This is a genomic window from Salinimicrobium gaetbulicola (assembly GCF_042676025.1).
GTDB classification, from domain to species: domain Bacteria; phylum Bacteroidota; class Bacteroidia; order Flavobacteriales; family Flavobacteriaceae; genus Salinimicrobium; species Salinimicrobium gaetbulicola.
In genome coordinates this window covers 509,612-535,608 of record NZ_JBHTJP010000032.1, presented here as the reverse complement: position 1 = coordinate 535,608, position 25,997 = coordinate 509,612, and the positions used below count along the sequence as shown (strand labels likewise).

22 protein-coding genes and 1 other RNA gene are annotated in these 25,997 nt (G+C 40.4%); 9 read left to right on the top strand and 14 right to left on the bottom strand.

Features of this window, described 5'->3' with window-relative positions; all coding sequences use genetic code 11:
* Positions 1-42: 42 nt before the first annotated feature.
* Genes ACFQ1G_RS03850 through ACFQ1G_RS03840 form a run of 3 tightly spaced genes read right to left on the bottom strand, consistent with a single transcriptional unit; the run spans position 43 to position 3,053 of the window.
* Positions 43-1,581 carry a hypothetical protein gene (locus ACFQ1G_RS03850; RefSeq protein WP_380736952.1) on the bottom strand — a complete coding sequence of 513 codons (1,539 nt, stop codon included), beginning with the start codon at positions 1,579-1,581 and terminating at the stop codon, positions 43-45.
* Positions 1,578-1,985 carry an acyl-CoA thioesterase gene (locus ACFQ1G_RS03845; protein WP_380736951.1) on the bottom strand — a complete coding sequence of 136 codons (408 nt, stop codon included), beginning with the start codon at positions 1,983-1,985 and terminating at the stop codon, positions 1,578-1,580. The genes ACFQ1G_RS03850 and ACFQ1G_RS03845 overlap by 4 nt, the downstream gene beginning before the upstream one ends.
* Entirely contained in the window at positions 1,986-3,053 is a 1,068-nt protein-coding gene (locus ACFQ1G_RS03840) for a glutaminyl-peptide cyclotransferase (protein WP_380736950.1), read from the bottom strand.
* 87 nt (positions 3,054-3,140) lie between these two features.
* Between ACFQ1G_RS03840 and ffs the strand changes: the two genes are divergently transcribed.
* From ffs to fsa, 3 genes are all read left to right on the top strand, one after another.
* An RNA gene (gene ffs / locus ACFQ1G_RS03835) (signal recognition particle sRNA small type) lies at positions 3,141-3,239 on the top strand.
* A 39-nt stretch (positions 3,240-3,278) separates the two neighbouring features.
* Positions 3,279-4,094 (top strand): SDR family oxidoreductase, encoded by an 816-nt coding sequence (locus ACFQ1G_RS03830; RefSeq protein ID WP_380736949.1) that lies wholly within the window; start codon positions 3,279-3,281, stop codon positions 4,092-4,094.
* 60 nt (positions 4,095-4,154) lie between these two features.
* A complete protein-coding gene (gene fsa, locus ACFQ1G_RS03825) occupies positions 4,155-4,808 on the top strand; it encodes a fructose-6-phosphate aldolase (protein ID WP_380736948.1) in 654 nt (217 codons plus the stop codon).
* Between the two features lie 75 nt (positions 4,809-4,883).
* On the opposite strand, the gene ACFQ1G_RS03820 is transcribed toward fsa, so the two are convergent.
* Positions 4,884-6,335, bottom strand: a complete 1,452-nt coding sequence (locus ACFQ1G_RS03820) for a TlpA family protein disulfide reductase (protein WP_380736947.1) — start codon at positions 6,333-6,335, stop codon at positions 4,884-4,886.
* A gap of 150 nt (positions 6,336-6,485) precedes the next feature.
* Here ACFQ1G_RS03820 and ACFQ1G_RS03815 point away from each other — a divergent pair, with 150 nt between their 5' ends.
* A complete protein-coding gene (locus ACFQ1G_RS03815; RefSeq protein WP_380736946.1) occupies positions 6,486-8,117 on the top strand; it encodes an ABC-F family ATP-binding cassette domain-containing protein in 1,632 nt (543 codons plus the stop codon).
* 40 nt (positions 8,118-8,157) lie between these two features.
* On the opposite strand, the gene ACFQ1G_RS03810 is transcribed toward ACFQ1G_RS03815, so the two are convergent.
* The 3 genes from ACFQ1G_RS03810 to ACFQ1G_RS03800 all read right to left on the bottom strand — a co-directional run bounded on the left by ACFQ1G_RS03810 (position 8,158) and on the right by ACFQ1G_RS03800 (position 9,394).
* Positions 8,158-8,361 carry a hypothetical protein gene (locus ACFQ1G_RS03810; RefSeq protein WP_380736945.1) on the bottom strand — a complete coding sequence of 68 codons (204 nt, stop codon included), beginning with the start codon at positions 8,359-8,361 and terminating at the stop codon, positions 8,158-8,160.
* A 1-nt stretch (position 8,362) separates the two neighbouring features.
* Complete coding sequence (locus tag ACFQ1G_RS03805) at positions 8,363-8,599, bottom strand: putative signal transducing protein (RefSeq protein ID WP_380736944.1); 237 nt, start codon at positions 8,597-8,599, stop codon at positions 8,363-8,365.
* Positions 8,600-8,668: 69 nt separating this feature from the next.
* On the bottom strand, positions 8,669-9,394 hold the full coding sequence (locus ACFQ1G_RS03800) for a hypothetical protein (RefSeq protein WP_380736943.1): 726 nt from the start codon (positions 9,392-9,394) through the stop codon (positions 8,669-8,671).
* Between the two features lie 214 nt (positions 9,395-9,608).
* Here ACFQ1G_RS03800 and ACFQ1G_RS03795 point away from each other — a divergent pair, with 214 nt between their 5' ends.
* Positions 9,609-10,199, top strand: coding sequence for a DUF4136 domain-containing protein (locus ACFQ1G_RS03795; protein ID WP_380736942.1), 591 nt, complete (start codon positions 9,609-9,611; stop codon positions 10,197-10,199).
* Positions 10,200-10,273: 74 nt separating this feature from the next.
* Here the strand turns inward: ACFQ1G_RS03795 and pheT are convergent, their stop codons facing one another.
* The 3 genes from pheT to recG all read right to left on the bottom strand — a co-directional run bounded on the left by pheT (position 10,274) and on the right by recG (position 16,047).
* Positions 10,274-12,700: a phenylalanine--tRNA ligase subunit beta gene (gene pheT / locus ACFQ1G_RS03790; RefSeq protein ID WP_380736941.1), complete on the bottom strand. Its 2,427-nt coding sequence runs from the start codon at positions 12,698-12,700 to the stop codon at positions 10,274-10,276.
* 134 nt (positions 12,701-12,834) lie between these two features.
* Positions 12,835-13,752 carry a tetratricopeptide repeat protein gene (locus tag ACFQ1G_RS03785; RefSeq protein WP_380736940.1) on the bottom strand — a complete coding sequence of 306 codons (918 nt, stop codon included), beginning with the start codon at positions 13,750-13,752 and terminating at the stop codon, positions 12,835-12,837.
* Positions 13,753-13,941: 189 nt separating this feature from the next.
* On the bottom strand, positions 13,942-16,047 hold the full coding sequence (recG, locus tag ACFQ1G_RS03780) for an ATP-dependent DNA helicase RecG (RefSeq protein ID WP_380736939.1): 2,106 nt from the start codon (positions 16,045-16,047) through the stop codon (positions 13,942-13,944).
* 106 nt (positions 16,048-16,153) lie between these two features.
* Here recG and ACFQ1G_RS03775 point away from each other — a divergent pair, with 106 nt between their 5' ends.
* Positions 16,154-18,226 carry a M1 family metallopeptidase gene (locus tag ACFQ1G_RS03775; RefSeq protein WP_380736938.1) on the top strand — a complete coding sequence of 691 codons (2,073 nt, stop codon included), beginning with the start codon at positions 16,154-16,156 and terminating at the stop codon, positions 18,224-18,226.
* A gap of 1 nt (position 18,227) precedes the next feature.
* Here ACFQ1G_RS03775 and ACFQ1G_RS03770 read toward each other — a convergent pair whose 3' ends face one another.
* A complete protein-coding gene (locus ACFQ1G_RS03770; protein ID WP_380736937.1) occupies positions 18,228-18,749 on the bottom strand; it encodes a DUF7935 family protein in 522 nt (173 codons plus the stop codon).
* Between the two features lie 7 nt (positions 18,750-18,756).
* Positions 18,757-20,379 carry an FMN-binding glutamate synthase family protein gene (locus ACFQ1G_RS03765; RefSeq protein WP_380736936.1) on the bottom strand — a complete coding sequence of 541 codons (1,623 nt, stop codon included), beginning with the start codon at positions 20,377-20,379 and terminating at the stop codon, positions 18,757-18,759.
* Between the two features lie 165 nt (positions 20,380-20,544).
* Here ACFQ1G_RS03765 and ACFQ1G_RS03760 point away from each other — a divergent pair, with 165 nt between their 5' ends.
* The 3 genes from ACFQ1G_RS03760 (at position 20,545) to ACFQ1G_RS03750 (ending at position 23,849) form a co-directional block, all read left to right on the top strand.
* The gene (locus ACFQ1G_RS03760; protein ID WP_380736935.1) at positions 20,545-22,869 is read left to right on the top strand and encodes an ATP-dependent helicase; all 2,325 of its coding nucleotides are present in this window, start codon (positions 20,545-20,547) and stop codon (positions 22,867-22,869) included.
* A gap of 80 nt (positions 22,870-22,949) precedes the next feature.
* Positions 22,950-23,162, top strand: coding sequence for a hypervirulence associated TUDOR domain-containing protein (locus ACFQ1G_RS03755; RefSeq protein ID WP_380736934.1), 213 nt, complete (start codon positions 22,950-22,952; stop codon positions 23,160-23,162).
* Positions 23,163-23,228: 66 nt separating this feature from the next.
* A complete protein-coding gene (locus ACFQ1G_RS03750; RefSeq protein WP_380736933.1) occupies positions 23,229-23,849 on the top strand; it encodes an L-threonylcarbamoyladenylate synthase in 621 nt (206 codons plus the stop codon).
* On the opposite strand, the gene ACFQ1G_RS03745 is transcribed toward ACFQ1G_RS03750, so the two are convergent.
* Together ACFQ1G_RS03745 and ACFQ1G_RS03740 are read right to left on the bottom strand one after the other, a co-directional pair.
* On the bottom strand, positions 23,844-24,995 hold the full coding sequence (locus ACFQ1G_RS03745) for a hypothetical protein (RefSeq protein WP_380736932.1): 1,152 nt from the start codon (positions 24,993-24,995) through the stop codon (positions 23,844-23,846). The genes ACFQ1G_RS03750 and ACFQ1G_RS03745 overlap by 6 nt on opposite strands.
* 146 nt (positions 24,996-25,141) lie before the next feature.
* Positions 25,142-25,975, bottom strand: coding sequence for an OmpA/MotB family protein (locus ACFQ1G_RS03740; protein WP_380736931.1), 834 nt, complete (start codon positions 25,973-25,975; stop codon positions 25,142-25,144).
* Positions 25,976-25,997 lie beyond the last annotated feature (22 nt).

Genomic DNA, 25,997 nt, shown 5'->3' with positions numbered 1-25,997 from the left:
AAAATGTAACTGCCGGAAAACCTGATTTTTTCGGCAGTTTTTTTATTCTTCATTTTGAGACGTTATCCACTCATAGGCTCCCAGGTCTGGATTATCGGTACGATCATTTTGTAACAGATCCTTCGGAACTTCCATCGCGGTTGAAAGGTTTCCAACATCTATGGCAGGGGAGCTTTTCTGTAAACTGAAATTATTGTCAAGCGGATTCCAGAAATAAGGATTTTCGTTCAGAATGATATTTTGATAGTAATCGGGATTATTGAAATCATAGAGAGGATCATCTATTGCGGAAGGATCGTCAAATTTTATCAGGCAGTTTTCCAGATGAAGGTTGAAATCGGCTTCTTCGGTTCTGTAATAAAAAAGTTCATTATTTTCATTTCCGAAGATGATACAATTGGAGAATTTAGCCAGATCCAGGTCAAAGATTTCCAGTCCATTTTTTGTTTCCCGGAAATTTTGCAGATAGACAGCAGGGTATTCACGATAACCTTGCTGCCAGTAATTTGCCAGGGTAGCGTGCTTGAAAATGTAATTTCCACCTAGAATTTGTACCGAAGCCTGACCGCTGTTATTGACCACCAGGTTTTCTGCAAAGAGCTTTGCATTGGTCGCACGAATTCCATTTACGGAAGAGTTGTAGATTTGGGAATTTTTCAGCTGAAGGCTGGGAGCCGCTTTCGTGGTATCTCCATTTACCAAAAGGCCAATACTTGCATTTTTAATGGTAGTGTAATTGATCATGTTTTCCACGCTGCCTTCCTGTATCCAGATCGCTCCCCATTGGCCGGGTATTTCCTGAAATTGTGATTCCAGCCGGTCACTTTGAAAGATTACTTCATTCTCAAGTTTTTCACGATCTATGCTGAAAGTGCCGTTCACATGAAGAGAAGCATTTTCGGAAACTATGATTCCGCTTTCCGAATGAAAATGGACCCTTGCACCTGGGGCGATGTTTAAGGTTTTTCCTGAAGGTACAGCGGCATAACCATAGATCACGTATGGTTTTTCGTTCGAAAAATTCAGTTGTTCATCGTTTAGGTAGAATCCTTGTACCCGTACTTCTTCCCCCAGTTCATTTGTTCCGGTAGGAATGGTTTCAATTATTCCATTCCCGTCTTTTTTCGGGTACAGGAAAATTGCATCTTTTACCAGGGTGAGAATAGGGATTTCCTGTAAATGGTTTTCGGAACGAAATTGAAGGTGGTCTTCATAAATAAATTCCGGTTGGTCTCTTTGCTGAAGGTTTACTGTGGTTTCAATAAAGATGTAGATGCTGTCATTTGCCAGCACTTCCATATCCATAAAAGATTTCCCAGGCACCCCGTCTACGTTCAGACGGTAAGCAGAAGCTTCTCCTTTTTTTAAACTTATAGACGGAATATTAAGATCTTCATTGGTGCGGTTGTAAACTTTGAGAGCGTAAGTTGCCGAACTTATAGTAGTGAAGACCGTATCCAGGAAAACAGTGTCGGTAGAAAATTTGAGGTTTCCGGTGCTTTCCACGGTTTCAAAATCAGATCTGCATGAACTCCAAAAGATCAAGAGAATCAATAAACCGAATGTGGAAAGATATCTCATCTTTTATGGAAGACAGTACGAAGGTCTTCGGTGATCTTAGTTGGTCGCTTGGTATGCGCGTCAAGAAGACACCACATAGATTTTGCGGCTACCAAAACCTCCCCTGATTTTGCATTTTTAATATTTACAAAGCGTTCGGAAGTTACAAAAGTGGTTTCTCCAACGTAGGTCTCGATCAGGATCTCATCTCCCAGAAAAGCTTGTTTCTTATAATCTATCTCATGCCTGATGACCACCCAGATAAAATCCCTTTTCAGTTGTTCTGTAGCGCGTACTTCCCAGTGTTCCTTAGCGATATCCTGGATCCACTGCACATACACCACGTTATTGACGTGATCCAGATCGTCTAAATCCTCTTTTGTCACCTTGCGGTGATGGGTATATATTTCTGCAGGTACTACCATCTAGTTCTCCTTGATCACTACCTCAAACAAGGTGTCCCAGTCTTTTCCGGTTACATAAAGTTTTTTGGTGTTCGGGTTGTAGGCGATCCCGTTGAGTACATCATTATCAGGATCCAGGACGTCTTTATTCCCTAGAAGGTCTCGCAATCCCTGGAAATTAATGACCCCTTCAATGGCCCCATTTTCCGGATTGATAATAGCGACTCCGTCTTTTTGATAGGTGTTCGCGTAAATTTTTCCCTCCACCCATTCTAGCTCGTTTAACTTGGTTGAAATTGTTCGGTGGGTAACAGTTTGTATGAAAGATTCTTCGGCCAAAGTTTCAGAATTCAGGATCCAGATCTTTTCGCTGCCGTCACTTTTGAATAGTTTTTCACCATTATTGGTAAGACCCCAGCCTTCCTGACTTTCGTTGTAAGCGAAACTATCAATCTTCTCGAAAGTATCTACATCATAAATAAATCCTTCACCTTCCTTCCATGTAAGCTGATAGATCTTGTCGTTTAATATGGTGATCCCTTCAGCAAAAAAACTCGCGGGTATAGAAATTGAACGCTGAACCTCACCGGTTTCCAGATCTACCTTTCTTAATGAAGATTTTCCATAATGACCGGTACTTTCATAAAGTTCATCTTTATAAAATTCCAGCCCCTGGGTGTAGGCGTCTGTTGCGTGAGGGTAGGAGTTGATCACTTCATAGGTGTAAGATTTTGGAGCTACATTATTAAAAAGAGTCAATTGCTTGGCCACTTCTTTAACTGTTCCTTCGGAATATAATTTAGCTGTAAGATCCCATTTTCCAAGTTTTTCATTTTCGAAGGTATGATTAAGGGATTCTGAAGCAGAAGTTTTTTTCAATCGTTGGTCATGTAAGAAATAAACTACCGAATCGATCTTGTTGTTATCGGAAGAATTTACCCGTGCCTGGATACTTTCTCCTAACTGAAATTCGGTTTTCTCCCCCGTAATTTCAAGGGAATATTCAGAACTTTCATCTTCGTGGTCGTTTCCGCAGGCAACTATTGCAGTCCCTAAAAATAACAGGAACAGGGAGTTAAATATTTTCATCAAGAATGTAGATTTTTAAGCAAGTTAAATTAATTAATTCAGTTTAGAAAATGCTTGCAAAAAGTATGAAAGGTTGTATATTTGCCCCGGCAAGTCCCACACAACCAGCTCCTGCTGAATCCCCCAGGGCGGGAACGCAGCAAGGGTAAGCGGTCGTAGCGGTGTGATGTGGGTAGCTTGCCATTTTTTGTTTTCGCTAGTGAAATTTTGTTGCATCTTTGCAGCATGAAAGAAAACAAAACTTCTAAAGTTGTTCTCATAACCGGCGCTTCTTCCGGGATTGGAAAAGCCATTGCAGAATACCTTCTAACTAAAGATTTTATCGTTTTTGGAACTAGTAGAAATCCGGGGAATAAACCTTCCGCATTTCCTATGGTCGCTCTTGATGTGACCAAAACTGAGACCATTAAAGCTGCCGTTGCCGAAGTTATCTCTAAAGCCGGAAAGATCGACGTACTTGTCAATAATGCAGGTGTAGGTATCACCGGACCAATAGAGGAAACTCCGGATGAAGAGATCAAATATGCTTTTAATACCAATTATTTCGGTCCTATCAATGTCATTAAGGCAGTACTGCCTGAAATGCGAAAAAACAGGGGTGGTCTTATCATAAATGTAACTTCTATTGCCGGGTATATGGGATTGCCTTACCGCGGAATCTATTCAGCTTCAAAAGGTGCATTGGAGATTACTACAGAAGCTTTCAGAATGGAACTTAAGGCTTTTAATATCAAGATGACCAATGTAGCCCCGGGAGATTTTGCGACCAATATCGCTGCCGGAAGGTACCATGCGCCACTTCTTGAAGGATCTCCGTATGAATCCCAATATGGGAAAACCCTGGAACTTATGAATCAGCATGTGGATGAAGGTCAGGACCCCGGAGTTATGGCAGATGCTGTTTATAAGATCATTCAGGCAAAGAACCCCAAAGTACATTATAGGGTAGGGGAGCCACTTCAGAAATTTTCAGTTGCTTTAAAACGCATTCTGCCCGATAAACTTTATGAGAGGTTGCTGCTAAAACATTATAAATTGTAGTTTTGCATCAATCTGAAAACAAAATTTTCAGTCTATTATTCATTTTTTACACAACACACTATGAAATTTTTTATTGATACTGCAAACCTTGATCAAATTAAGGAAGCTCAGGAACTGGGAGTTCTTGACGGAGTGACTACCAATCCTTCCTTGATGGCTAAAGAAGGGATCACGGGGAAAGACAATATTTTTAAGCACTACAAAAAGATCTGCGAGATAGTAGATGGAGATGTTAGTGCAGAAGTAATCGCTACAGATCTTGAAGGGATCATTAGAGAAGGTGAGGAGCTTGCTGAATTGCACGAGCAGATCATTGTAAAAGTGCCAATGATCAAAGAAGGTGTGAAAGCGATCAAATACTTCAGCGATAAAGGGATCAAAACTAACTGTACACTTGTATTTTCAGCAGGACAGGCTCTTTTAGCCGCTAAAGCCGGTGCTACTTATGTTTCTCCTTTTATTGGAAGATTAGATGATATTTCTACAGACGGATTAAATCTTATTTCTGAAATTAGGTTGATCTATGATAATTACGGATTTGAAACTGAGATTCTGGCTGCCTCTGTGCGTCACACCATGCACGTAATTGATTGCGCGAAGATTGGTGCTGATGTGATGACAGGACCTTTATCTTCTATTACTGGACTATTAAATCATCCATTGACAGATATTGGACTTGAAAAATTCCTTGCAGATTACAAAAAGGGAAACTAGGTTAACCTATTACTTATAAAGTGAAAAAGCTTTTATTCTCGGAATAAAAGCTTTTTTGTTTGCAATATTTTTGTTCTACCTATTCAGGAACTCCAGGATTCTGCTTTCAAATTCAGGAGAATTTATAAAAGCATCCCCTATTACTACTTTTCCAGCATCATCCAGGAAAAGTAATTTGTTGAGATAGTACTGAAAAAACCTTTTGTTAATTTGGGTTTGTCCCAGCTGATATTCAAAATCCTTATTGTAATTATATTTTTGAACCGCTATTTTCCATGCCGTTGTTTCATCAATGTCAAGGTTAATGCCTACAAAATTGATCTCGGGATATTTTCTTCTAAGTTCTTGAATGAGTTTATGGTCCTCCTGGTGGCCATCCTTATAAATTGACCAGAGAAAAATGATCGTTGGTTTGTCAACTATATTTAAAAACGGTACAAACTCTTCCTTGGTATTTATTAAAGGAACATCTTTAATTTCTGTTCCTGGAAGGTATGCAAGCTGGATCGTACCTAACTGCTCCATATCCTTTACCTGATCTTCAGGAAAACCGTTTTTTCGCAGCGCTTCTAAAATGACCTTGATGTCTTCCCTGCTTCTAGCCAGTACAATTCCTTTAGCGCCAAGTTTTAATAAGAAATGATTTTTAAGTGAAGGAATTTTAATTAGATCCCCCACCATTTTAATCCTGTTTAATATATTCTTGGTATTTGCGCGATCAAAGCATTCTTCGTGATCCTTGTGAGTTCTCTTGCAAAGTTCCAGGGATTTATTAGTAAGATAATTTTCAATAAATCTTTTATAGGCCGCAGTTTCCTGAAGGCTGGTGTCATTAAAAACTACATTTTTTCGGTACTCATAGAAATTGTCAGGCAATTTCTGTTGATATTCTGTATAATACTTGCTAATGAGGTAGATGTAACGTTCTTTAAGATCATAAGATTCATAATTAATGATCTTCTCTGCAAGAGTTACGAATTCCGGAGAAAATTTCTTTTTTACTTTAAGTCTTTCCAGGTGTTCCAGTCTGTTTCTCTTGATAGAATCGGTTTGCTTTAAAAATTCAGAGGGAGAGGTTTTATAAAAAGATAACAAAAGGTCTGCATTGGCCTCATCAAGTAAGAACATTTCGGTAATGAAATTATTCTCTGCCTCCCCCGTTCCACTAAAATGTAAGGATTCATCAAAGGCAAGCGTGTTTGCTCTTATTAAGAGGCTGTCACCCGGGGAAATATAAAAATGCTGTATTTCGGGCCTGTGCCCGAAACTATAAATGCCCTGCTGAACGCTGTCTATCCGGTAGCTGAATCTATTCCGGTCATCAAGACGAATACTGTCCAGGATTTTCCCATTTTTCTGAAGAACAATATATTCCGAAGTAGGATTGACGATTTCACCCCCTAAATAAGCTGAATTGGTTTGGTTTGATGGTGAATTATCGCAGGAATAAAATGAAATGAAAATAAAGCCTAAGAGATAGGCTGCTAACCATTTAAGTGCAGATATATTTTTAAAAAGTGTCTTCAAAAGCTGGGGGCTGAATTTTATCGGAAAGCAAAAATAGACCTAGAACCCTGTCTGGGCTGTTAATTGAACGTTAAAAGCATAATTAAAAAAGTTAATCTTTTAGGGAATGGTCTTAAATGGCTACTTTTGCAAAAATTTAGAAAATAATATATGTTATCAGTTTCAAATCTATCTGTTCAATTTGGTAAAAGAGTTTTGTTTGATGAAGTAAACACAACCTTTACTCAAGGTAACTGCTATGGAGTTATCGGGGCGAACGGTGCCGGGAAATCTACCTTTTTAAAGATCCTTAGTGGTAAGTCTGAACCCACATCCGGGCATGTTCATCTTGAACCGGGAAAAAGGATGTCTGTACTTGAGCAAAACCATAACCTTTATGATGAATATCCGGTTCTGGAAACCGTGATCATGGGGAACAAGCCGCTCTTCCAGATCAAAAAAGAAATGGATGCCATTTATGCAAAGGAAGACTTCAGTGATACTGATGGTGAAAGAGTAGGAGTACTGCAGGTTGAGTTCGAGGAAATGAATGGGTGGAATGCCGACAGTGAAGCAGCTACTTTACTTTCAAACCTTGGGATCAAAGCAGATAACCATTATACGCTAATGGGTGACCTGGATAACAAGTTAAAGGTACGGGTGTTATTAGCACAAGCTTTATTTGGGAATCCTGATGTTTTGATCATGGATGAGCCTACCAACGACCTGGATTATGAGACGATCAGCTGGTTGGAGAACTTCCTGGCTAACTATGAAAACACGGTAATTGTTGTATCTCACGACCGTCACTTCCTGGATTCCGTTTGTACGCATATTTCAGATATTGACTTTGGAAAGATCAACCACTATAGTGGTAACTATACCTTCTGGTATGAGTCTTCTCAACTGGCAGCACGCCAGAGAGCTCAGCAGAACAAAAAGGCTGAAGAAAAGAAGAAGGAGCTTCAGGAGTTCATTCAGCGTTTTAGCGCCAACGTAGCAAAGTCTAAACAGGCGACTTCCCGTAAAAAGATGATCGAGAAATTGAATATTGAGGATATTAAGCCTTCCAGTAGAAGGTATCCTGCCATCATTTTTGAGAGAGAGCGTGAAGCGGGAGACCAGATCCTCAATGTTGAGAATCTTGCTGCCTCCATCGAAGGGGAAACTCTTTTTAAAGATGTGAATATAAACCTTGCAAAGGGCGATAAAGTTGTGGTTTACTCTAAAGATTCCAGAGCGACTACTGCCTTTTACGAGATCCTAAATGGGAAGCAGGAAGCTTTGAACGGTAAATACAGTTGGGGAATTACCACCAACCAGTCATACCTTCCGTTAGATAACTCAGAATATTTTGAGAACGACCTAACCCTTGTTGACTGGTTAAGACAATGGGCCAAGACCGAAGAAGAGAGAGAAGAAGTTCACATTAGGGGATTCCTTGGAAAAATGATCTTTAGCGGGGAGGAGGCTTTGAAAACTTCCCGGGTACTGTCTGGAGGTGAAAAAGTTCGTTGTATGCTGAGTCGTATGATGATGATGAGAGCAAACGTTCTTATGCTTGATGAGCCTACCAACCACCTGGATCTTGAATCGATCACGGCCTTCAATAATTCCCTTAAGAACTTTAAAGGAACCGTACTTTTCACAACTCATGACCATGAATTTGCTCAAACCGTGGCGAACAGAGTTATCGAACTTACTCCGGGAGGAGCTATTGATCGTTACTTAAGCTTTGATGAATATATGAGCGACAAAAAGATCAAAGAGCAGCGCGAAAAAATGTATGCGGCCGGGAAGTAATACCTTGTTTAAAATAAAATAAGAAGGGTGATCTATTTGATCACCCTTTTTTTATACGCCTTGTTCTAAAAAACCGGTAAATATCCCAGGTTCCCAATAGAACAAAGATTATGGCAACAATTATTCTAAAGGTATTATAAGGCTCACCCATATAAAAGGTGTAAAGCCTGTATCCACCATAGATCAGGAAGGCAATCCCAATGATCAGGCTAAAATATCCTTTCGCCGGGCGGCTTTCCTTCATATTATTCGTTTCCTGGGAATGTAGTTTCTGCAATTTTTAAGGCTTCATCATAGTGTGAGGAAATGGCAAATAACTGTACTTGTCCGGGCAGTCCACCTCCAAAACCGGCTCTCAATCCGGAATCAAAATCGTTGCGAACCCTTGTATGGATGCCGGCTTTTTCCATTAGCTCCTGGAGATATTGCACATTTACCTCAGAACCGGTATAGACTCTTTTATATTGATCTTCTGAACTCATATTGGATAGTTTTATGCTAATTTAATAATAGCTGGCAACCAAGATATGGGTTTTAGTCAGAGTTTAACACTATGCGTTGTAAAATTTGCTGTTCCAGTTACCTGAACTAAAGTTCTTTCCAAGGCTAATCCCGTAAAAGAAGATTAAAGCTATTGTCGATTTAAAAGTATACAGGAACAAAATGAGGAATTCTGAAGTAGCCTGATACCGTGAAAAAAATATCTCCCTTATTCCGAAGGTTAACAATATGCTGGCGAAAAAGCTGAAAATGATCAGAGTTTCCAGGTTTTTGAGGGGCCACATAAGCACTTTTCTTAACGGATGAATGTCTTGTCCCCATTTGTGAATAAGATAGTAGTAATTGTTGCCTATTGGGCTAAAGAGCATTGGATCATCTGCATTCTCCAATCTGAAGTATTCTGCAGGTGCAATGATGGAGAATCCCCGAAGGGTAGTGCTGTGTTTTTTCTCCAGCTCTTTAATTGCAAAAATAGCTCCTGGAGGTAATTCTCCTTTAAAATATTTTGTATTCAAAAAACGAAGTCGGTATTGAATACATATTTTCTTTATTTGGGAAATATGGAAAATTCGGTCGGGCTCCAGGAGATCGATATTAAAATCATTTCTATCAATATCTAAAGCGTCTCCTTGTTGGATTCGGTCAAGGATCTGTTGTTCTGTTTCCGCTTCCGCATTTATAAAATCTTTTATTCCCTGGAGTAATTCCTCTTCTGAAATTTCTTTTTTCCGCAGCGATTTTAAACGTTCGTGTAGATTCGTTCTTTCAAGCATCATAGTCCTTCGTTCTTTCAAGCATCATAGTCCTTCGTTCTTTAAACTTCCTAAAATAAGGAATAACACTTCAAGTTGCAAAAAGTTGATTGTGAATGAATTATAAATTTTTATTAAAGCTTGTGGGGTTAAAAAAAGATTAAAGCGTCAAAAAACGGTGCTTTGTGTATAGCTTAATTAGTAACTTATTAATAAACCAATAAAAATTATGAGAATCATGGATTTTTTAAAGAATGCAAAGTTCCTTTTTACATTATCTATTGCGATTATGATTGCCAGTTGTGGTCCTAAAGTTAATACAGATAAAAGGGTTGCAGTGGATATGGACTCGTTTTCCAGTTACGCTTTCTTGCCTAATCAGGATACTATTAAAACGTCTAACTATGATAATAAACTAGTAAATGAAATGGTGATCGGCTATATCAATGATGAAATGACAGATCAAGATTACCGGCTGGATAGGGAGCAACCTGATCTCCTGGTTTATTACCATCTTATGATGGATGAAGCAACTGCCGTAAATTCTGTGCCGGTATACACTAATTATAGCTATTACAGGCCCGGTTATTACGTAGGGCCGTATTACAGGGATTTCGCCTACAATAACTATTATACTATTCCCCGGCTTTCAGGGGAGCATATAAAACAGGTTTCCTATAAGGAAGGAACTCTGGTTATAGATCTTATTGACAGGAGAACCAAGGAGATAATCTGGCGTGGTACGGCAAATGATGTAATTAGTCCGGGTGACCTGGACGCTGAAATTAGATCTTATGTAAATGCCATTTTTGAAAAATTTCCGAAATAAGTAATTCAGTTATCTAAATTAAAAAAGCCATTCAGTTTCTGAATGGCTTTTTGTTTTTATAAGGTCAATGGCTGTTATCTTAATTCAGCTCCCAGTTGTTTTTCAAAGTTCTGCTGAAGCTTAGACATGATCTTATCGATCTGTTTATCTGTAAGTGTTTTAAAATCATCTTGCAGAATGAAACTTACCGCATAACTTTTCTTTCCTTCCGGAAGGTTTTCTCCTTCATAAACATCGAACAGATTAACATTTTTCAAAAGCTTCTGTTCAGTTTTGTAGGACAGGTTGTAAATATCTTCAAAGCTAACTGTCTTGTCAAGTAATAACGCGAAATCTCTGCGCACCGGTTGGAACTTGGAAATATCCTTGAACTTGTTCATTTGATTTTTTGAGACCTCGATCACCTCATCCCAATTAAAATCTGCATAAAGTACTTCCTGGTTAATATCAAAGCTCTTAAGGATCTTCTTTTTAACTACCCCAAATTCAACCATTTTGGTCTTTCCAAAACTTAGGATCATTCCTTCGGAAAAAACATCATTCTTAACAGGTGAAGATTTCAGGTTGGTAATGCCAAGCCTTTCAAGAACTGCTTGTACTACTCCCTTCAAGTAAAAGAAATCACCTTTTTTTAGAGGACTGCTCCAGGTTTCGGCCATTCTGTTTCCGGAAACAAAAACAGAAAGATGCTTATTCTCCATTCTTCCGCTTTCGTACTGATGATAGGTCTTTCCGAATTCAAAGAATTTAAGGTCTCCGCGTTTTCTGTTGAGGTTATAGCTAACCGCTTCAAGCCCTGAAAAAAGCAGGGATTGACGCATAACAGACAGATCCTGGCTTAAAGGATTCAGCATCTTAACTGAATATTCTTCTTTAAGCTGCTCACTTAATTTGTTGTGGGCCGGGGAAGTAAGCGAGTTAGCCATGGTTTCGTAGAAGCCCTGACCAACCAATTGTCCTGCGATCAAATTCTGAAGTTTATAATCTTCAAAACGTGTAGAGTTCGCAACCGAAGCATTGATCTTTTCACCAAACTTTATATTGTTGTATCCATAGACCCTTAGGATCTCTTCAATAACATCTGCTTCTCTCTTTACATCAACACGATAAGGAGGAATGGTAAGTCCCATCCCGGTCTCAGTAACGTTGTTTACCCTGATTTCAAGAGAGGTCAAAATTGATTTAATGGTTTCCTTCTCAAGATTCTGCCCAATTAGCGTATTGATCTTGTCATAGGTAAGGAAAACCGGAAAATCTTCAATTTTATTCGGATAATGATCGTCCACATCACTGGTTACATTACCGCCTGCCAATTCCTGGATAAGTAAAACTGCGCGTTTTATAGCATAATCTGCGATATTTGGATCGATACCTCTTTCATATCTGAACGAGGCATCTGTATTCAAGCCATGACGTTTTGCGGTCTTTCGCACAGATACCGGGTTGAAATATGCACTTTCAATAAAGATCTTTGTAGTGCTTCGGGTAACCCCGCTTTCAAGTCCTCCAAAAACTCCCGCGATAGCAAGTGGTTTTTCAGTATCACAGATCATTAGATCTTCCTCATGCAACTCTCTCTCTACTTCATCAAGCGTAGTGAATTTAGTTCCTGCAGGAAGTGTTTTGACGTGTATTTCGTTACCAACGATTTTATCGGCATCAAAAGCGTGAAGAGGTTGTCCCAGTTCATGCATAACGTAATTCGTTACGTCTACCACATTGTTTTTTGGAGTGATCCCTATAGCTTTCAACCTGTTTTGAAGCCATTTTGGAGAATCGGTGATCTTTATATCTGAAAGGGTAACTCCGCAATAACGAGGTGCCATGTCATAGTTGTCGATCTTTACGGGAATCCTTAAGTTTCGGCTGTCTACATGAAAGCTGCTAACAGAAGGAGTGATCAGTTCATGGATCTCTCCCTGTTGCTGAAATCCCGCCTTGAGGTCACGGGCAACGCCCCAGTGACTCATAGCGTCAGCACGGTTAGGAGTCAATCCTATTTCATATACATGATCATCTTCGATCTCAAATAATTCGGCAACGGGAGTTCCGGGTACCAATTCATTATCCAGTACCATTATGCCGTCATGGCTTTTTCCAAGGCCTAACTCATCTTCAGCGCAGATCATTCCATGACTGCTCTCTCCACGGATCTTACTTTTCTTGATCTCCCAGGGAGTTCCCTGTTCGTCATAAAGAGTGGTTCCTACTGTAGCGACAGGAACTTTTTGGCCTGCAGCCACGTTAGGAGCTCCACAAACTATTTGGACAGGATCTACTTCGCCCACATTTACGGTGGTTACTTTTAATCGGTCTGCATTAGGGTGTTGTTCACAGGTAAGTACTTCGCCTATGACCACTCCTTTTAAACCACCTTTAACACTTTGGAATGAATGTATTCCTTCAACTTCCAATCCCAGGTCAGTAAGAAGTTCTCCGGTTTTTTCCGGATCCTGGTTGATCTTGATAAATTGTTTAAGCCAGTTATATGAAATTTTCATTGAGTCAATTTTTCCAGCAGCAAAGATAGTATTACCAACGGTATTGACATAATTTTAATAAGACACTCTAAAAAACAAAAAACAGGGAGGAAAGCCATGGCTTTCCTCCCTGTTTTAATTAGATTCCCAAAAATCTATTTACTCATATTCATGGCATATACTTTTTGCCAGTCGTCATTATCAGTTTTTTCGAAGATCACCCATTTCATTTGATTATCGGAAATTCTTTCAATTTCATGTTTTAATACTACTTCCTCACCGGTCCTTTCAGTAAAGTGATCCATGAATTCATATTTCTTGTCACCCAATTTTTTCATCTTCATACTTGATACCTGGATGCCCTGCAAATTGTTAGGATTAATATAGGCTACATCATATTCGTCGTCAATTGCATCGTAAGCAATAACCCGAATTCCTTCAGAATTACCATCCTCTCCAAAGTGATGGATGATGAAGGCATTTGCATTCTCATCATAGGTAACTTTATCTTTACCTTTCATTTGAGGCCCTTCCTTGCCTTCATTGAAACCTTGAGAGTCTATGTTCCAGTCTCCCACCAGAAAATCGAAAGTCCTGTCTTTCTTTTCAAGTTTGGCTAGCTTGCTTTTTGAGCCCGCCATAATACGGGTTTGTTCATCCTCTTTCTCTGATTTTTCAGCTATTGCTATAGACTTTTTGAAGTATTCTTTGGCCTCGTCTTTATTCCCTTTTTCCAATAGATAATCGGCATAGGAGTCATATGGGTTGGCAGCATTCGGGTACTCTTCGATATTGAATTTAAAGACCTTTTGTGCGGCATCCATGTCCTTATCATCCAGCATTAGCCTGTAACCAATCCGGTTCAGTTCCCATTCCGTCCAGGTATATTGATCAGCCTTATTAGTTTTCAATTTTTGATACTTGGCAAGGGCTTTGTCGATGCCATTTTTCTGATACTCCTCATACACCACATCTCCAATAGATGCCTTGTCTGTTTCCTGTGCATTGGTAGAAATAAAGAATACAATGAAAATTAAACTCAGGTACCAGGGAAGGTTGATTTTTGACTTCATAATTCTGATTTTTAAATGGTTAGATTTAAATTTAAAGAAAAAATAAGGAGTTTTGTAGGAGAATCTTTGCGGTAAAGTGGAATTGAAAGAATTGTACTCCAAATAATTCTTTAAAAAAGATCGATATGACAAAAATCGGGGGAAATCCCTTATGGATTTGGTACTACTAAAAAGACGGATTTGAAGGAATTAACTGATATAATTCCAGATATTTTTATTTTTTACCAACTGGGAATAAGTAAACCTGACTATCTTGTTCTTTTCCAATTCCAGATTTGGGTCTTCTTTTAAAACCTGAAGCGCATGGTAACGAGCGGTCTTTAAAATATCATTATCCTTGACGATATCGGCGATCTTCAAATTAAGAACTCCGCTTTGTTGTGTCCCCATAAGGTCTCCGGGCCCACGTAATTTCAGATCCACTTCGGCGATCTCAAAACCATCCCCGGTACTGACCATGGTTTCAAGCCTGGTCTTACTGTCTGCTGAAAGTTTGTGGCCGGTCATTAGGATGCAATAACTTTGTTCGGCACCCCGACCAACCCGACCACGTAATTGGTGCAGTTGGGAAAGACCAAATCTTTCAGCACTTTCTATGATCATTACACTGGCATTAGGAACATTCACACCTACTTCAATAACAGTGGTAGCGACCATGATCTGTGTTTCGCCTCTAACGAACCTGTCCATTTCATAATCTTTGTCAGCCGGTTTCATTTGACCATGCACGATCGATATCTGGTAGTCTGGCATTGGAAATTCCCTGGCGATACTTTCATAACCATCCATCAGATCTTTGTAATCCATTTTTTCAGATTCCTGGATCAAGGGATAAACTACATAGATCTGTCTGCCTTTTTTGATCTCATCCTTAATAAACCTGAAAACCTTTAACCGATTGCTGTCATAACGGTGTACCGTTTTAATGCTTTTTCTTCCCGGTGGGAGCTCATCAATTACCGAAACATCCAGATCTCCATAAAGGCTCATAGCCAAGGTACGTGGAATGGGCGTGGCAGTCATGACCAGAACATGTGGTGGTAGTTCGTTCTTTTTCCAGAGCCTCGCACGCTGGGCCACTCCAAACCTATGCTGTTCATCTATAATTGCTAGCCCAAGATTCTTGAATTGAACTTTTTCCTCTAATAACGCGTGGGTCCCAATTAGTAGGTGAAGACTTCCGTTTTCAAGGGCTTCATGGATCTCCCTGCGATCTGCAGTTTTTGTAGAACCGGTCAATAGTCGCACATTGATACCAAGATTCTCTACCAGTTCACAAATTCCCTGATAATGTTGTGTCGCGAGGATCTCGGTTGGTGCCATTAAACAAGCCTGGAAGTCATTATCCAAAGCAAGCAGCACACTCATTAGAGCGACAATGGTTTTTCCTGATCCAACATCACCCTGGAGCAATCGGTTCATTTGAGCGCCACTGCCCAGATCCTGTCGGATCTCCTTGATCACTCGTTTTTGGGCATTGGTGAGGTCAAAGGGTAAATGATTTTCGTAAAATTCACTGAAATTATCTCCCACCGCTTCAAAACGGTAGCCTTTTATCTTTTTCTTTCGAATGAGGTTCTTCATTAACAGCTGGAGCTGTATATAGAACAGTTCTTCAAACTTCAGCCTGAACTGGGCTTTTGACAACAATTCCTGGCTCTTCGGAAAATGCGCGTTGAAAAGGGCTTCTGCCTTTGGTAAAAGATGAAGTTCCTCCCGAAGCTCTATAGGTAACGGATCATAAAATTTGTTGCCGCTTTCTAAAAACAACTGCTGAATACATCGGCTGAAAACCCGGTTTGTGATACCTGATTTTCCCAGTTTTTCAGTGGAAGGATAGACCGGCTGCATGGCGGTTCTAAGGTTTTTCTTGTAATCCTCAACCAGTTCCATTTCCGGGTGGGCCATGCTGAAGATCCCATTATACCAGTTGGTCTTTCCGAAAATGACATAAGGAGTATTTAATTTCAGGTTTTCCCGGATCCATTTATGTCCCCGAAACCATACCAGTTCCATTTTTCCAGTTTCATCAATAAAATCTGCTACCAGGCGTTTTCCTCTTTTTTGCTCCACCATTTTCAGGTGAACAATTTTCCCCACAACCTGAACTTCAGCATTGTTGCGTTGCAACTGATTGATCTTATAAAAACGGGTCTTATCTAGGTATCTATTGGGAAAGAAGTTCAACAGGTCTCCATATGTGTGAATCCCGATCTCTTTTCTTAGAATATCTGCCCTGTTCGGGCCTATACCTTTTAGGTAATCAATGGGGGTTTGCAAGAGATTCGGATTCATGAAACGAAGATAAAAAAAAAGGTTAAAGGACCTCGCTAAAAGAAATATTCCGACGATTCGTTTATAACATTTACATGATTTATAAAGAGTAATGTATATTTGAATTATGAAATGGCTTTTCTTATTTCTGTCATTGCTAACGACAGGCCAGGTAACGTTCGCCCAACAGGTTGATTTCACTCATTTACAGGCTTTGTTGAGTATTGACCCTTCACAAGGCAAAATCACCGGTGAGATCACTTATACTTTTGATGTTTTGGAACCTACAGATTCGGTAGGGATTGATGCCCGAAAAATGGAATTTGAGCAGGTATTTTTAAATGGCGAAAAAGTAGCTTTCCAAAAAGATGAAAATAAGTTCTGGATCAAAAACGCCTTTTCAGAATCAAAGAATAATACACTTCAATTTAAATATTCAGCAGAGCCCATCAAGGCTATGTATTTTATTCAAACTTCCCCAGATAAACAGGATATACAGGTTTGGACCCAGGGGCAGGGCAAGTACACATCTCACTGGTTACCCAGCTTTGATGATACAAGGGAAAAACTGGAATTTGATCTCAGTGTAATCTATGAATCCGGAAAACGGGTTATTGCGAACGGACAATTGGTAAATTCCGAAGAAATACATGATGGCAGGACCAGATGGGAATTCGATATGGATAAACCTATGAGCAGTTACCTGGTTGCCCTGGCCGCAGGAGATTTTAAACTAAAGGAATCAGTATCTGAAAGTGGTGTTCCCATGCAATTCTTTTATCCGGAAGGTTTTAAGGAAAAGGTAGAACCTACTTACCGTCATTCAGAAATGATGATGTCTTTCATGGAAAAGGAAACGGGAGTAGCTTATCCATGGCAGAATTATAAGCAGGTTCCGGTTCAGGATTTCTTATACGCCGGGATGGAAAATACGGGTACCACCATTTTTTCTGACATTTTCCTGGTAGATTCGATAGGCTATAATGACCGAAACTATGTGATGGTCAATTCACACGAGCTGGCACATCAATGGTTCGGAAATTTAGTAACTGCCACCAGTGGGGAACATCACTGGCTGCAGGAAGGATTCTCTACTTACTATTCGCTGTTGCTCGAAAAAGAGATTTTCGGGGAAGATTATTTCTACTGGAAATTGTTCCAGAGTGCCGAAGAGCTAAAGAAAATGAGTGATCTTGGAAAAGGGGAGGCCTTACTAAGTAAAAAAGGAAGTTCATTGACCTATTATCAAAGAGGGGCCTGGGCACTTCATATTTTAAAAGGTTTGGTAGGCAAAGCGTCTTTTGACAAGGCGATCACTCAATACCTTCAAAAATATGCTTTTGGAAGTGTTACTACTGATGATTTCCTTCGGGAAGTAGAATTAGTCTCAGGGATAGATCTCACCGATTATAGGAAGAACTGGCTGGAACAATCGGCATTTCAGGGAACCGAAGCATTGGAGTCCCTTAAAAAATCGGAATTTATAAGAAACTATCTTGAAATTGCTGCTTTGAAGCAATTGCCATTGAAGAGTAAGAAAGAACTCCTTGAAAGAGCCTTGAATTTTCCGGTAAATGATTACATAGGTCAGGAGGTGGTTCACCAATTGGCACTCGAGGAGACTTCAGAGGTTCTGGATCTTTATAAAAAGGCATTCGCAACAAACAATCTTTATGTGAGGCAGGCGATCGCCCTAAGTCTTCAGGAAATTCCGCAGGAATTAAAATCAGCCTATGAGAGTTTACTGGATGATGAATCCTATGTCACTCAAGAGGCGGCATTATTCAATCTTTGGATCAACTTTCCGAAGGAGCGGGTGCGATACCTTCAACAAATGGAGGGCAGACAGGGCTTTCTAGATAAGAATATTCGTAATTTATGGCTGGCATTGCGCATAGCGACACCTCAAACAGGAATTGTTAACAGGGGGCAATATCTGGAAGAATTATCATCCTATACAGCGTCTCATAATCGTTTCCAGGTGAGGCAAAATGCATTTGGTTTCCTTATGCAGTTAAATGCGCTGCAAAGTCAAAATATTTATGATCTTTTAGATGCAAGCAGGCATCATAATTATAGATTCCGTGAGTTCGCGAAAAGTCTCTTAAAGCAGGTTATCGCAAATGATAAGCTGTTGCCTGAAGATAAAGACCTTCTCGAGCAGGAACTGGGGATTAAAGAATCAGAAGCTAAAAATTAGACTACCAAAGTACTTTTACTTCTTTTTTGATGAAGGAAAGTCCGGTTTCACTAGGCGGTTGTTGATCTAACAATGCATTCAATATTTGTTGTCTCAATTGGTCAGCATCTTCAATTTCATCTTTAGCCGCTGTTTTACGAATGTTGTTTATAGTGGCATTCTTGGAAGCTTTGATCACATTCCAGCATTCTTCGGAAACATAAATTTGCTGAGCCAGATTGTGCTCAAACTCCTGTTCTATCGTCTTGACCAGTAGGTTGGCATACGCGATCTTATCATCACTGTATGGTCTTACCCGCACTAAAAGATTACCAGGGGCAACCCTTTCCAGGAACAATGCCATGCGTTCATACGCTTGTAAACGCAAGGGGAGTGCTTGTTTTTGATTTTCGCGATGTAATAAATAGCGCCTGCGTTTGTCGTCATTTCGAACGTGAAGGCTGAAAAAATAGAAGGCAACCACGCCAACAACTACTGCTGGGAGCAAGTAGAACAACAGTTGTAAAATACTTTCTTCGGTCATATGATATTTATTGGTCAGATACTGAAGTGTCTTTGGTTTCTACCTCTTTCACTTCGGTTTTTTCTCCTTTTCTGTATGAGCCGCCTAAGTTAGGACATCCAATTAAAGTTTCAACAGAATCAAACGGAACTTTTGCTTTTTCATAGTGAAAAGTCTCTCCAAGGGATTTAGCAATGAACCGGTCACCCAGATTTATCTCCACATCACCCATGTTAAATTGGCAAGGATGTTCATATCCTGCAGCATGGGTCATTTCCAATAATTCCTTCTTAAAATTAGAAAAATAATAATTAACCCGATCAGCTTTATTGGTAACGTTTATTCCTGCCTGTAACCATCGGTTCTGGGTGGCGACCCCTGTTGGACATCGATTTGTATGACACTCCTGCGCCTGAATGCAACCTACGCTGAACATGGCTTCCCTGGCAACATTTATAACATCAGCTCCCATTGCGAAAGCCATAGCTGCTTTGGCAGGAAAACCAAGTTTCCCCGAAGCGACAAATGTGATCCTGTCGGTAAGTTCTGCCTCCAGGAAGATCTTATATACATCTGTAAACCCGTAAATAAAAGGAACCGCAACATGGTCAGCAAAACTTGGCGGGGCTGCTCCCGTTCCGCCTTCACCACCGTCAATAGTAATAAAATCAGGACCTCTGTTGGTGTCTTTCATGATCTTTGCCAGCTCTTTCCACTCCTCCAGCTTTCCTATGGCGGCTTTGATCCCCACCGGAAGACCGGTATGCTCGGCGATGCTTTCAATAAAGTTCACCATTTCGGCCATGTTGGAAAAAGTGCTGTGGTTGGGAGGGGAGAGCACATCTTTGCCTAAGGGAACGTGTCTTATCTTGGCGATCTCGGGAGTGATCTTGGAGGCCGGAAGTACCCCGCCTTTACCGGGTTTAGCTCCCTGGGAAAGTTTGATCTCAATGGCTCTAACCTGCGGATTGGTTTCGGTTAGCTTTACCATTTTTTCCATAGAAAAAGAGCCGCCTTCATTCCTTACCCCGAAGTAGCCTGTTCCAATTTGAAAGACAACATCGGCGCCGGTCTGGTGGTAAGGGGATAATCCGCCCTCACCGGTATTATGGTAAGCTTCAGCTTTTTTACAACCTCTGTTGAGGGATTCTATAGCTCTTGCTGAAAGTGAGCCGTAACTCATTGCTGAAACATTGATCACCGAAGCAGGCCTGTATGGTCTTTTTCTCTTATTATATTCTCCTATCACTTTTGCAGAAGCCAGGAAATAAGGATCTCTTTTATTTTGATGCTTTTCGGGAACTTTAAAAGGAATCATCGCATTTTTGATGAAGATGTAATTTTCATGGTAGATGTCCTGGTCGGTTCCAAAACCCTCATAATTATTGACATTTTTGGCCGAAGCATAGACCCAGCCTCGTTCTCTTCGATTGAAGGGAAGTTCTTCCCGGTTATTGGCAACAATATATTGCCTCAAAGGTGGACCGAAACTCTCCAGAAAATACCGTGCCCGACCAAAAACCGGGAAATTATGGAGCAACGTATGTTTTCGGTTGAAGAAAATATCATAAATAGCGATCAGGACAAAAAATCCAATTGCCCAAACCCACCACGGTAAGTCTTTTATAAAATCCATCAAATCATTAATCATGCTTCATTTTTTGATAATCCTTACAGACGATTAATTGTATTCCTAATATATTTAAAATATCAGCTTTGGCATAATTCTTCCGAAGATGATTTGTAAAGTACCCGACAGAGCGTTTTGTTTTAAGCGCTTTTTGGGTTAATTTCACGCCTTTAAAAAACAGGAATATTGGAATCGTACTTAGCCGAATTAAATGATGCGCAAAGAGCTCCCGTACTGCAAAAGGACGGGGCGATGATAGTGATTGCCGGCGCGGGATCTGGAAAAACCCGGGTGTTAACTTACCGAATCGCTTACCTGATGAGCCAGGGGGTGGATGCCTTTAATATACTTTCCCTCACCTTTACGAATAAAGCGGCTCGGGAGATGAAGACCCGTATCGCTAAGATCGTAGGGAACAGCGAAGCTAAAAACCTTTGGATGGGGACTTTTCACTCTATCTTCGCCAAAATGCTGAGGTTCGAGGCAGACAAATTAGGTTACCCTTCCAATTTTACCATATACGATACCCAGGATTCTCAACGACTTATTTCTTCGATCATAAAGGAGATGGGGCTGGATAAGGATGTTTATAAATATAAACAGGTTTATTCCCGGATTTCCTCCTATAAGAACAGTTTGATCACGGTTAAAGCTTATTTCCAAAATGCTGAATTGCAGGAGGCCGATGCCATGTCAAAAAAACCCAGGCTGGGTGATATCTATCAACAATATGTAGACAGATGTTTCAAGGCCGGGGCAATGGATTTTGATGACCTTCTTTTGAAGACCAACGAATTATTGAACAGGTTTCCCGAGGTACTTCAGAAATATCAGAACCGCTTTAGGTATATTCTGGTTGATGAGTACCAGGATACCAACCATTCTCAATATTTGATCGTAAAGGCACTTTCAGATAAATTTCAGAACATTTGTGTGGTGGGGGATGATGCTCAGAGTATCTATGCCTTCCGTGGAGCGAACATCAATAACATTCTGAATTTCCAGAAGGATTATGATAACGTGCAAATGTATCGCCTGGAGCAGAATTACCGCTCGACCAAAAATATAGTAGAGGCGGCCAACTCTGTTATCGAGAAGAACAAAACCAAATTGGACAAAGTAGTGTGGACGGCTAATGATGACGGTCCTAAGATCGTTGTGAACAGGCTGCTTACCGATGGGGAGGAAGGCCGATTTGTTGCCGGTTCCATCTTCGAGAATAAAATGGAGCATCAAATGAAGAATGGGGATTTTGCCATTCTTTATAGAACTAACGCCCAGAGTAGGGCTATGGAAGATGCTCTTCGTAAAAAGGATATTCCTTACCGTATTTATGGAGGGCTGTCATTCTATCAACGTAAGGAGATCAAGGATGTACTTTCTTATTTGCGCCTTATTATCAACCCGAAAGACGAGGAAGCGCTAAAAAGAGTAATAAATTACCCTGCTCGCGGAATTGGTCAGACTACCATTGATAAGCTTACAATAGCCGCTAACCATTATAAGCGTTCTATTTATGAAGTGATAGAAAACCTGGACCGCATCGATCTTAAGATCAATCGCGGTACTATGGCCAAACTGGAGAATTTTGTCAATATGCTCAAAAGTTTCCAGATCATGAATGAAACTTCGGATGCTTTTACGGTGGCAGAAACGGTAGCTAAAAAAACCGGACTTCTGCAGGAGCTTAAAAAAGACGCTACCCCTGAAGGAATTGCAAGAATTGAGAATATTGAAGAATTATTGAACGGGATCCGTGACTTTGTCGAAGGCCAGAGAGAACTTGCAGACGCTACCGGATCACTTACAGAATTCCTTGAAGATGTTGCCCTAGCCACAGATATGGACAAGGATACCGGTGATGATGACCGCGTAGCCCTCATGACAATTCACCTGGCAAAAGGGCTGGAATTTCCGTTCGTTTATATAGTGGGAATGGAGGAAGATCTTTTTCCTTCAGCCATGAGTATGAATACCAGGTCTGAACTGGAGGAGGAGCGTCGTCTTTTCTATGTGGCTCTGACAAGAGCTGAAAAAAAAGCCTATCTCACCTATACCCAATCCCGATATAGATGGGGAAAACTGGTAGATGCTGAACCCAGTCGCTTCATTGAAGAGATCGATGACAAGTTCCTAGATCTAATGGTTCCGCAGGATGATTACAAATACAAACCGCTTATTGATACCGATATTTTTGGAGAGGTAGATAAGAGTAAATTCAGACAGAAGAAACCTAGTAATGGGACGCCGCCGCCATCTCACAAACCTACAGATGAACAACTGCGAAAACTTCGTAAGCTGAGACCGGCCACTTCTCCTGAATCCAGCACAAGCAATGAACCTGCTGTTCAATTAGAGGCGGGGAACGAGGTAGAGCACATGCGCTTCGGAAAAGGTAAGGTCTTAAGTATTGAAGGAGTGGGACAGGATAAAAAGGCAGAGATCAATTTCGAGAACGGAGGTATTAAAAAACTCTTATTGAAGTTCGCAAAACTGAAGGTTCTTTCCTGAGACCAGAGTAACCGTTAAGTTTCTGTTATTCTTTAGGACATATATCATGTTGTCTTTAATTTTATTTGAAAGCAACGAAAATGATTCGGGAAGGATCCACTGTTACGTGGAAATGGGGAAGAGGTACAGCGACCGGCAAGGTCAAGGCTACCTTTGACCATGAAGTGAACACGACCATTAAAGGAACTAATGTGACCCGGAAAGGAAAGCCCGGGAATAAAGCTTTGCTGATCCAACAGGAGAATGGAGCTGAGGTTCTTAAGCTGGAAAGCGAAGTAGAAAAAACTGACTGACCCATTCCTGAGAATTTTACCGTGGCTTAGATATTATGTACCTTTTGTATTTTAAAAACTGAAAACATGGCCGAACTAATCAGAATTTACGAAGAGAACCCTAATCCAAAACAAATCCAGCGCATAGTCGACGCTTTAAGAGACGGAGCGGTCATCATTTATCCTACAGATACCGTTTACGGTTTGGGATGTGATATTACCAATACGGCAGCTTTAGAAAAGATCGCGCATTTAAGAGGTGTTAAGCTTGAAAAGGCTAATTTCTCATTCATTTGTGAAGATCTGAGTAATCTTTCAGATTATGTTCGCCAGATAGATACCCAAACATTCAAGATCCTTAAACGTTGTTTGCCGGGACCTTATACCTTCATTCTTCCGGGAAACAATAACCTGCCTTCGGTTTTCAAAAAGAAAAAAACGGTTGGTATAAGAGTACCCGATAATAACATTTCAAAAGCCCTGGTGGCCGGGCTCGGTAACCCGATCATTTCTACTTCTATAAGAGATGAGGATGAGGTTATCGAATACACTACCGATCCTGAGCTTATTCTTGAAAAATGGGATAAACTGGTTGATTTTGTGATCGATGGAGGGTACGGAGATAATATTCCTTCTACCGTTATTGATCTCACTAGTTCTGAACCTGAAGTGATCAGGGAGGGGAAAGGAAGTGTTGATATCCTATAGACTGTAGTTTTTAGGTAATATTTCCGGAAGGGCAACATTGATGAAATAGTGATGCACTTCCTCGGGAGTTAAAATATGACCTTTTTTTTGAGCTGATTGTGCGAGCTTAAAACCTTCTTTCGCGGCCTGCATTCTTTGGTGTGGTGTTCCATGATGTAAGTCAAACTCAAATGAACAGTCTCCTGCCTGGAAGAAAAGTTCAAAAAATTCTTCGGCCTTTTTCCAGTTGTAGGTAGCTCCACGTTTATGGGTAAGATAATAAGCGGAAAAGAAATCGGCTTCCAATTCGATGTGTCGAGTCTCTTCAGCATGGGTCTCAAAACTTCCAAAAGGATACCAGCGGAAGAAATGGTCAAACTGGATCTGGTGGGCCCATTCGTGAGTTAAGATCCCGGTCCATGTTACTTCACCTGATATTCCCGTTTCTGCGAACATCTCAATTAAGCCGTCTCCTAAAACGATCATATTGTTGAAGCTGGCAAACACCTCGGCTGCGAAAAAAGGGGATTCCGGTAACAATCGAGATTCGAGGTTTAATTGTAATAGTCTTTCGATCTCGGGTTGCAGTTGTTCTTTTGATTCCAGGTCAGCGATCAGGTACCATAGAATTTCAGTGAGCATTTCGGGATCGTTGAGCGTAGAAGTATGTTGTCCGCGTATTGAGATCTCATCGTGCATGTCCCAGAAACGTTCCAGGTCTCGTTCTATCTTATTCACCAACTGAGTATATTCCCCATCTTCCCCAAAAGTGTCGGTTCCAATACCCAGCAATGCTGCGTTGTGATTTAGATAAGTGTAAAAATTAAAATTGTCTGTTGCCAACTGGTCGGAGGCGAGTGCTGTAAAATGGTCAAATTGGATCCTTGAAAATTCTGTAGCACCACATTCCGAAGGGATAACAGCCCTGTTTGAGATTTGAGGTGGTGAAAAATCGTGTATTACTCTATCCTTAGTGGAACGGTAAGATTTTTTGCTGAGGCTTTTGTTAATGTTATACGAGCTAAGACTTTCCTTTATTTCCCTCGAAAATGATTCTGTGTTTGAAACAGGTTCATTATTTATGAACTCATCTTCTTTTTCACAGGCCAGCAGCAGGAAAGGTAGAAGTAGCCATATACAGCGGATTTTTTTGAGTGCAGGCCACATAAGCTCAAATTTAGATGAAGTAGGGTCTTATAAATTTAAGTTATAACAGGATTTTGAAGCGCTAATATTTTGATAATTAACACATTGAGGGTCAAAAAAAAAGCCCCGCAAATTGCGAGGCTTAGTTTTCTAAAAGAAAGGAAAGCTTATTTAGCTTCTTTCATTCCTTGGTCAATAAGGTTGTAGAATTGATCTAATTTTGGAAGGATCACGATACGTGTTCTTCTGTTCTTAGCTCTGCCATCAGCAGTTTCGTTTGTTGCAACCGGTACATAGTAGCTACGTCCTGCGGCAGTCATTCTTTGTGGCTGAACACCGAATTCTTCCTGTAGTACACGTACAACTGAAGTAGCACGTTTTACAGATAGATCCCAGTTGTCCTGAAGCACTGCGTTTCTAATTGGCTTGTCATCAGTGTGACCTTCAACCATAAATTCGATATCTGGTTTGTTCTTAACAACAGTAGCAACTTTTCCTAACACTTCTTTCGCACGGTCAGATACATTGTATTTTCCACTTTCGAAAAGAAGTTTGTCAGAGATAGATACATAAACTACACCTTTCTCAACATTTATCTGGATATCCTCATCGCTTAAGTTTCCAAGAGCACCTTTAAGGCTGGTTACTAATGCTAGAGTTACTGAATCTTTCTTAGTGATAGCATCCTGCATACGCTGGATCTTCATGTCTTTTTCTTTGATGCTTTCTAAAGAACGCTCCAAGTTTTCTGCTTCTTTTTTAGAAAGAGTCGCCAAATCACCTACGTTGTTCAATAACGCTGAGTTTTGGTTGCTTAACTGGCCAATTTGCTGGTTAAGTCTTTCTTTTTCGTCAAGACAAGAATTCAGTTTAACCGTAGCGGTGTTTAACTGATCCTGAGTCTCTTTTTGTTGGGCTTCAAGCTCGGCATATTTCTTTTGTGAAACACAAGAAGAAAGTAGGAGGGCTGCGGTGGCCGATAAAAGCATGATTTTCTTCATAATTCTTAATTGTTGTGATTAA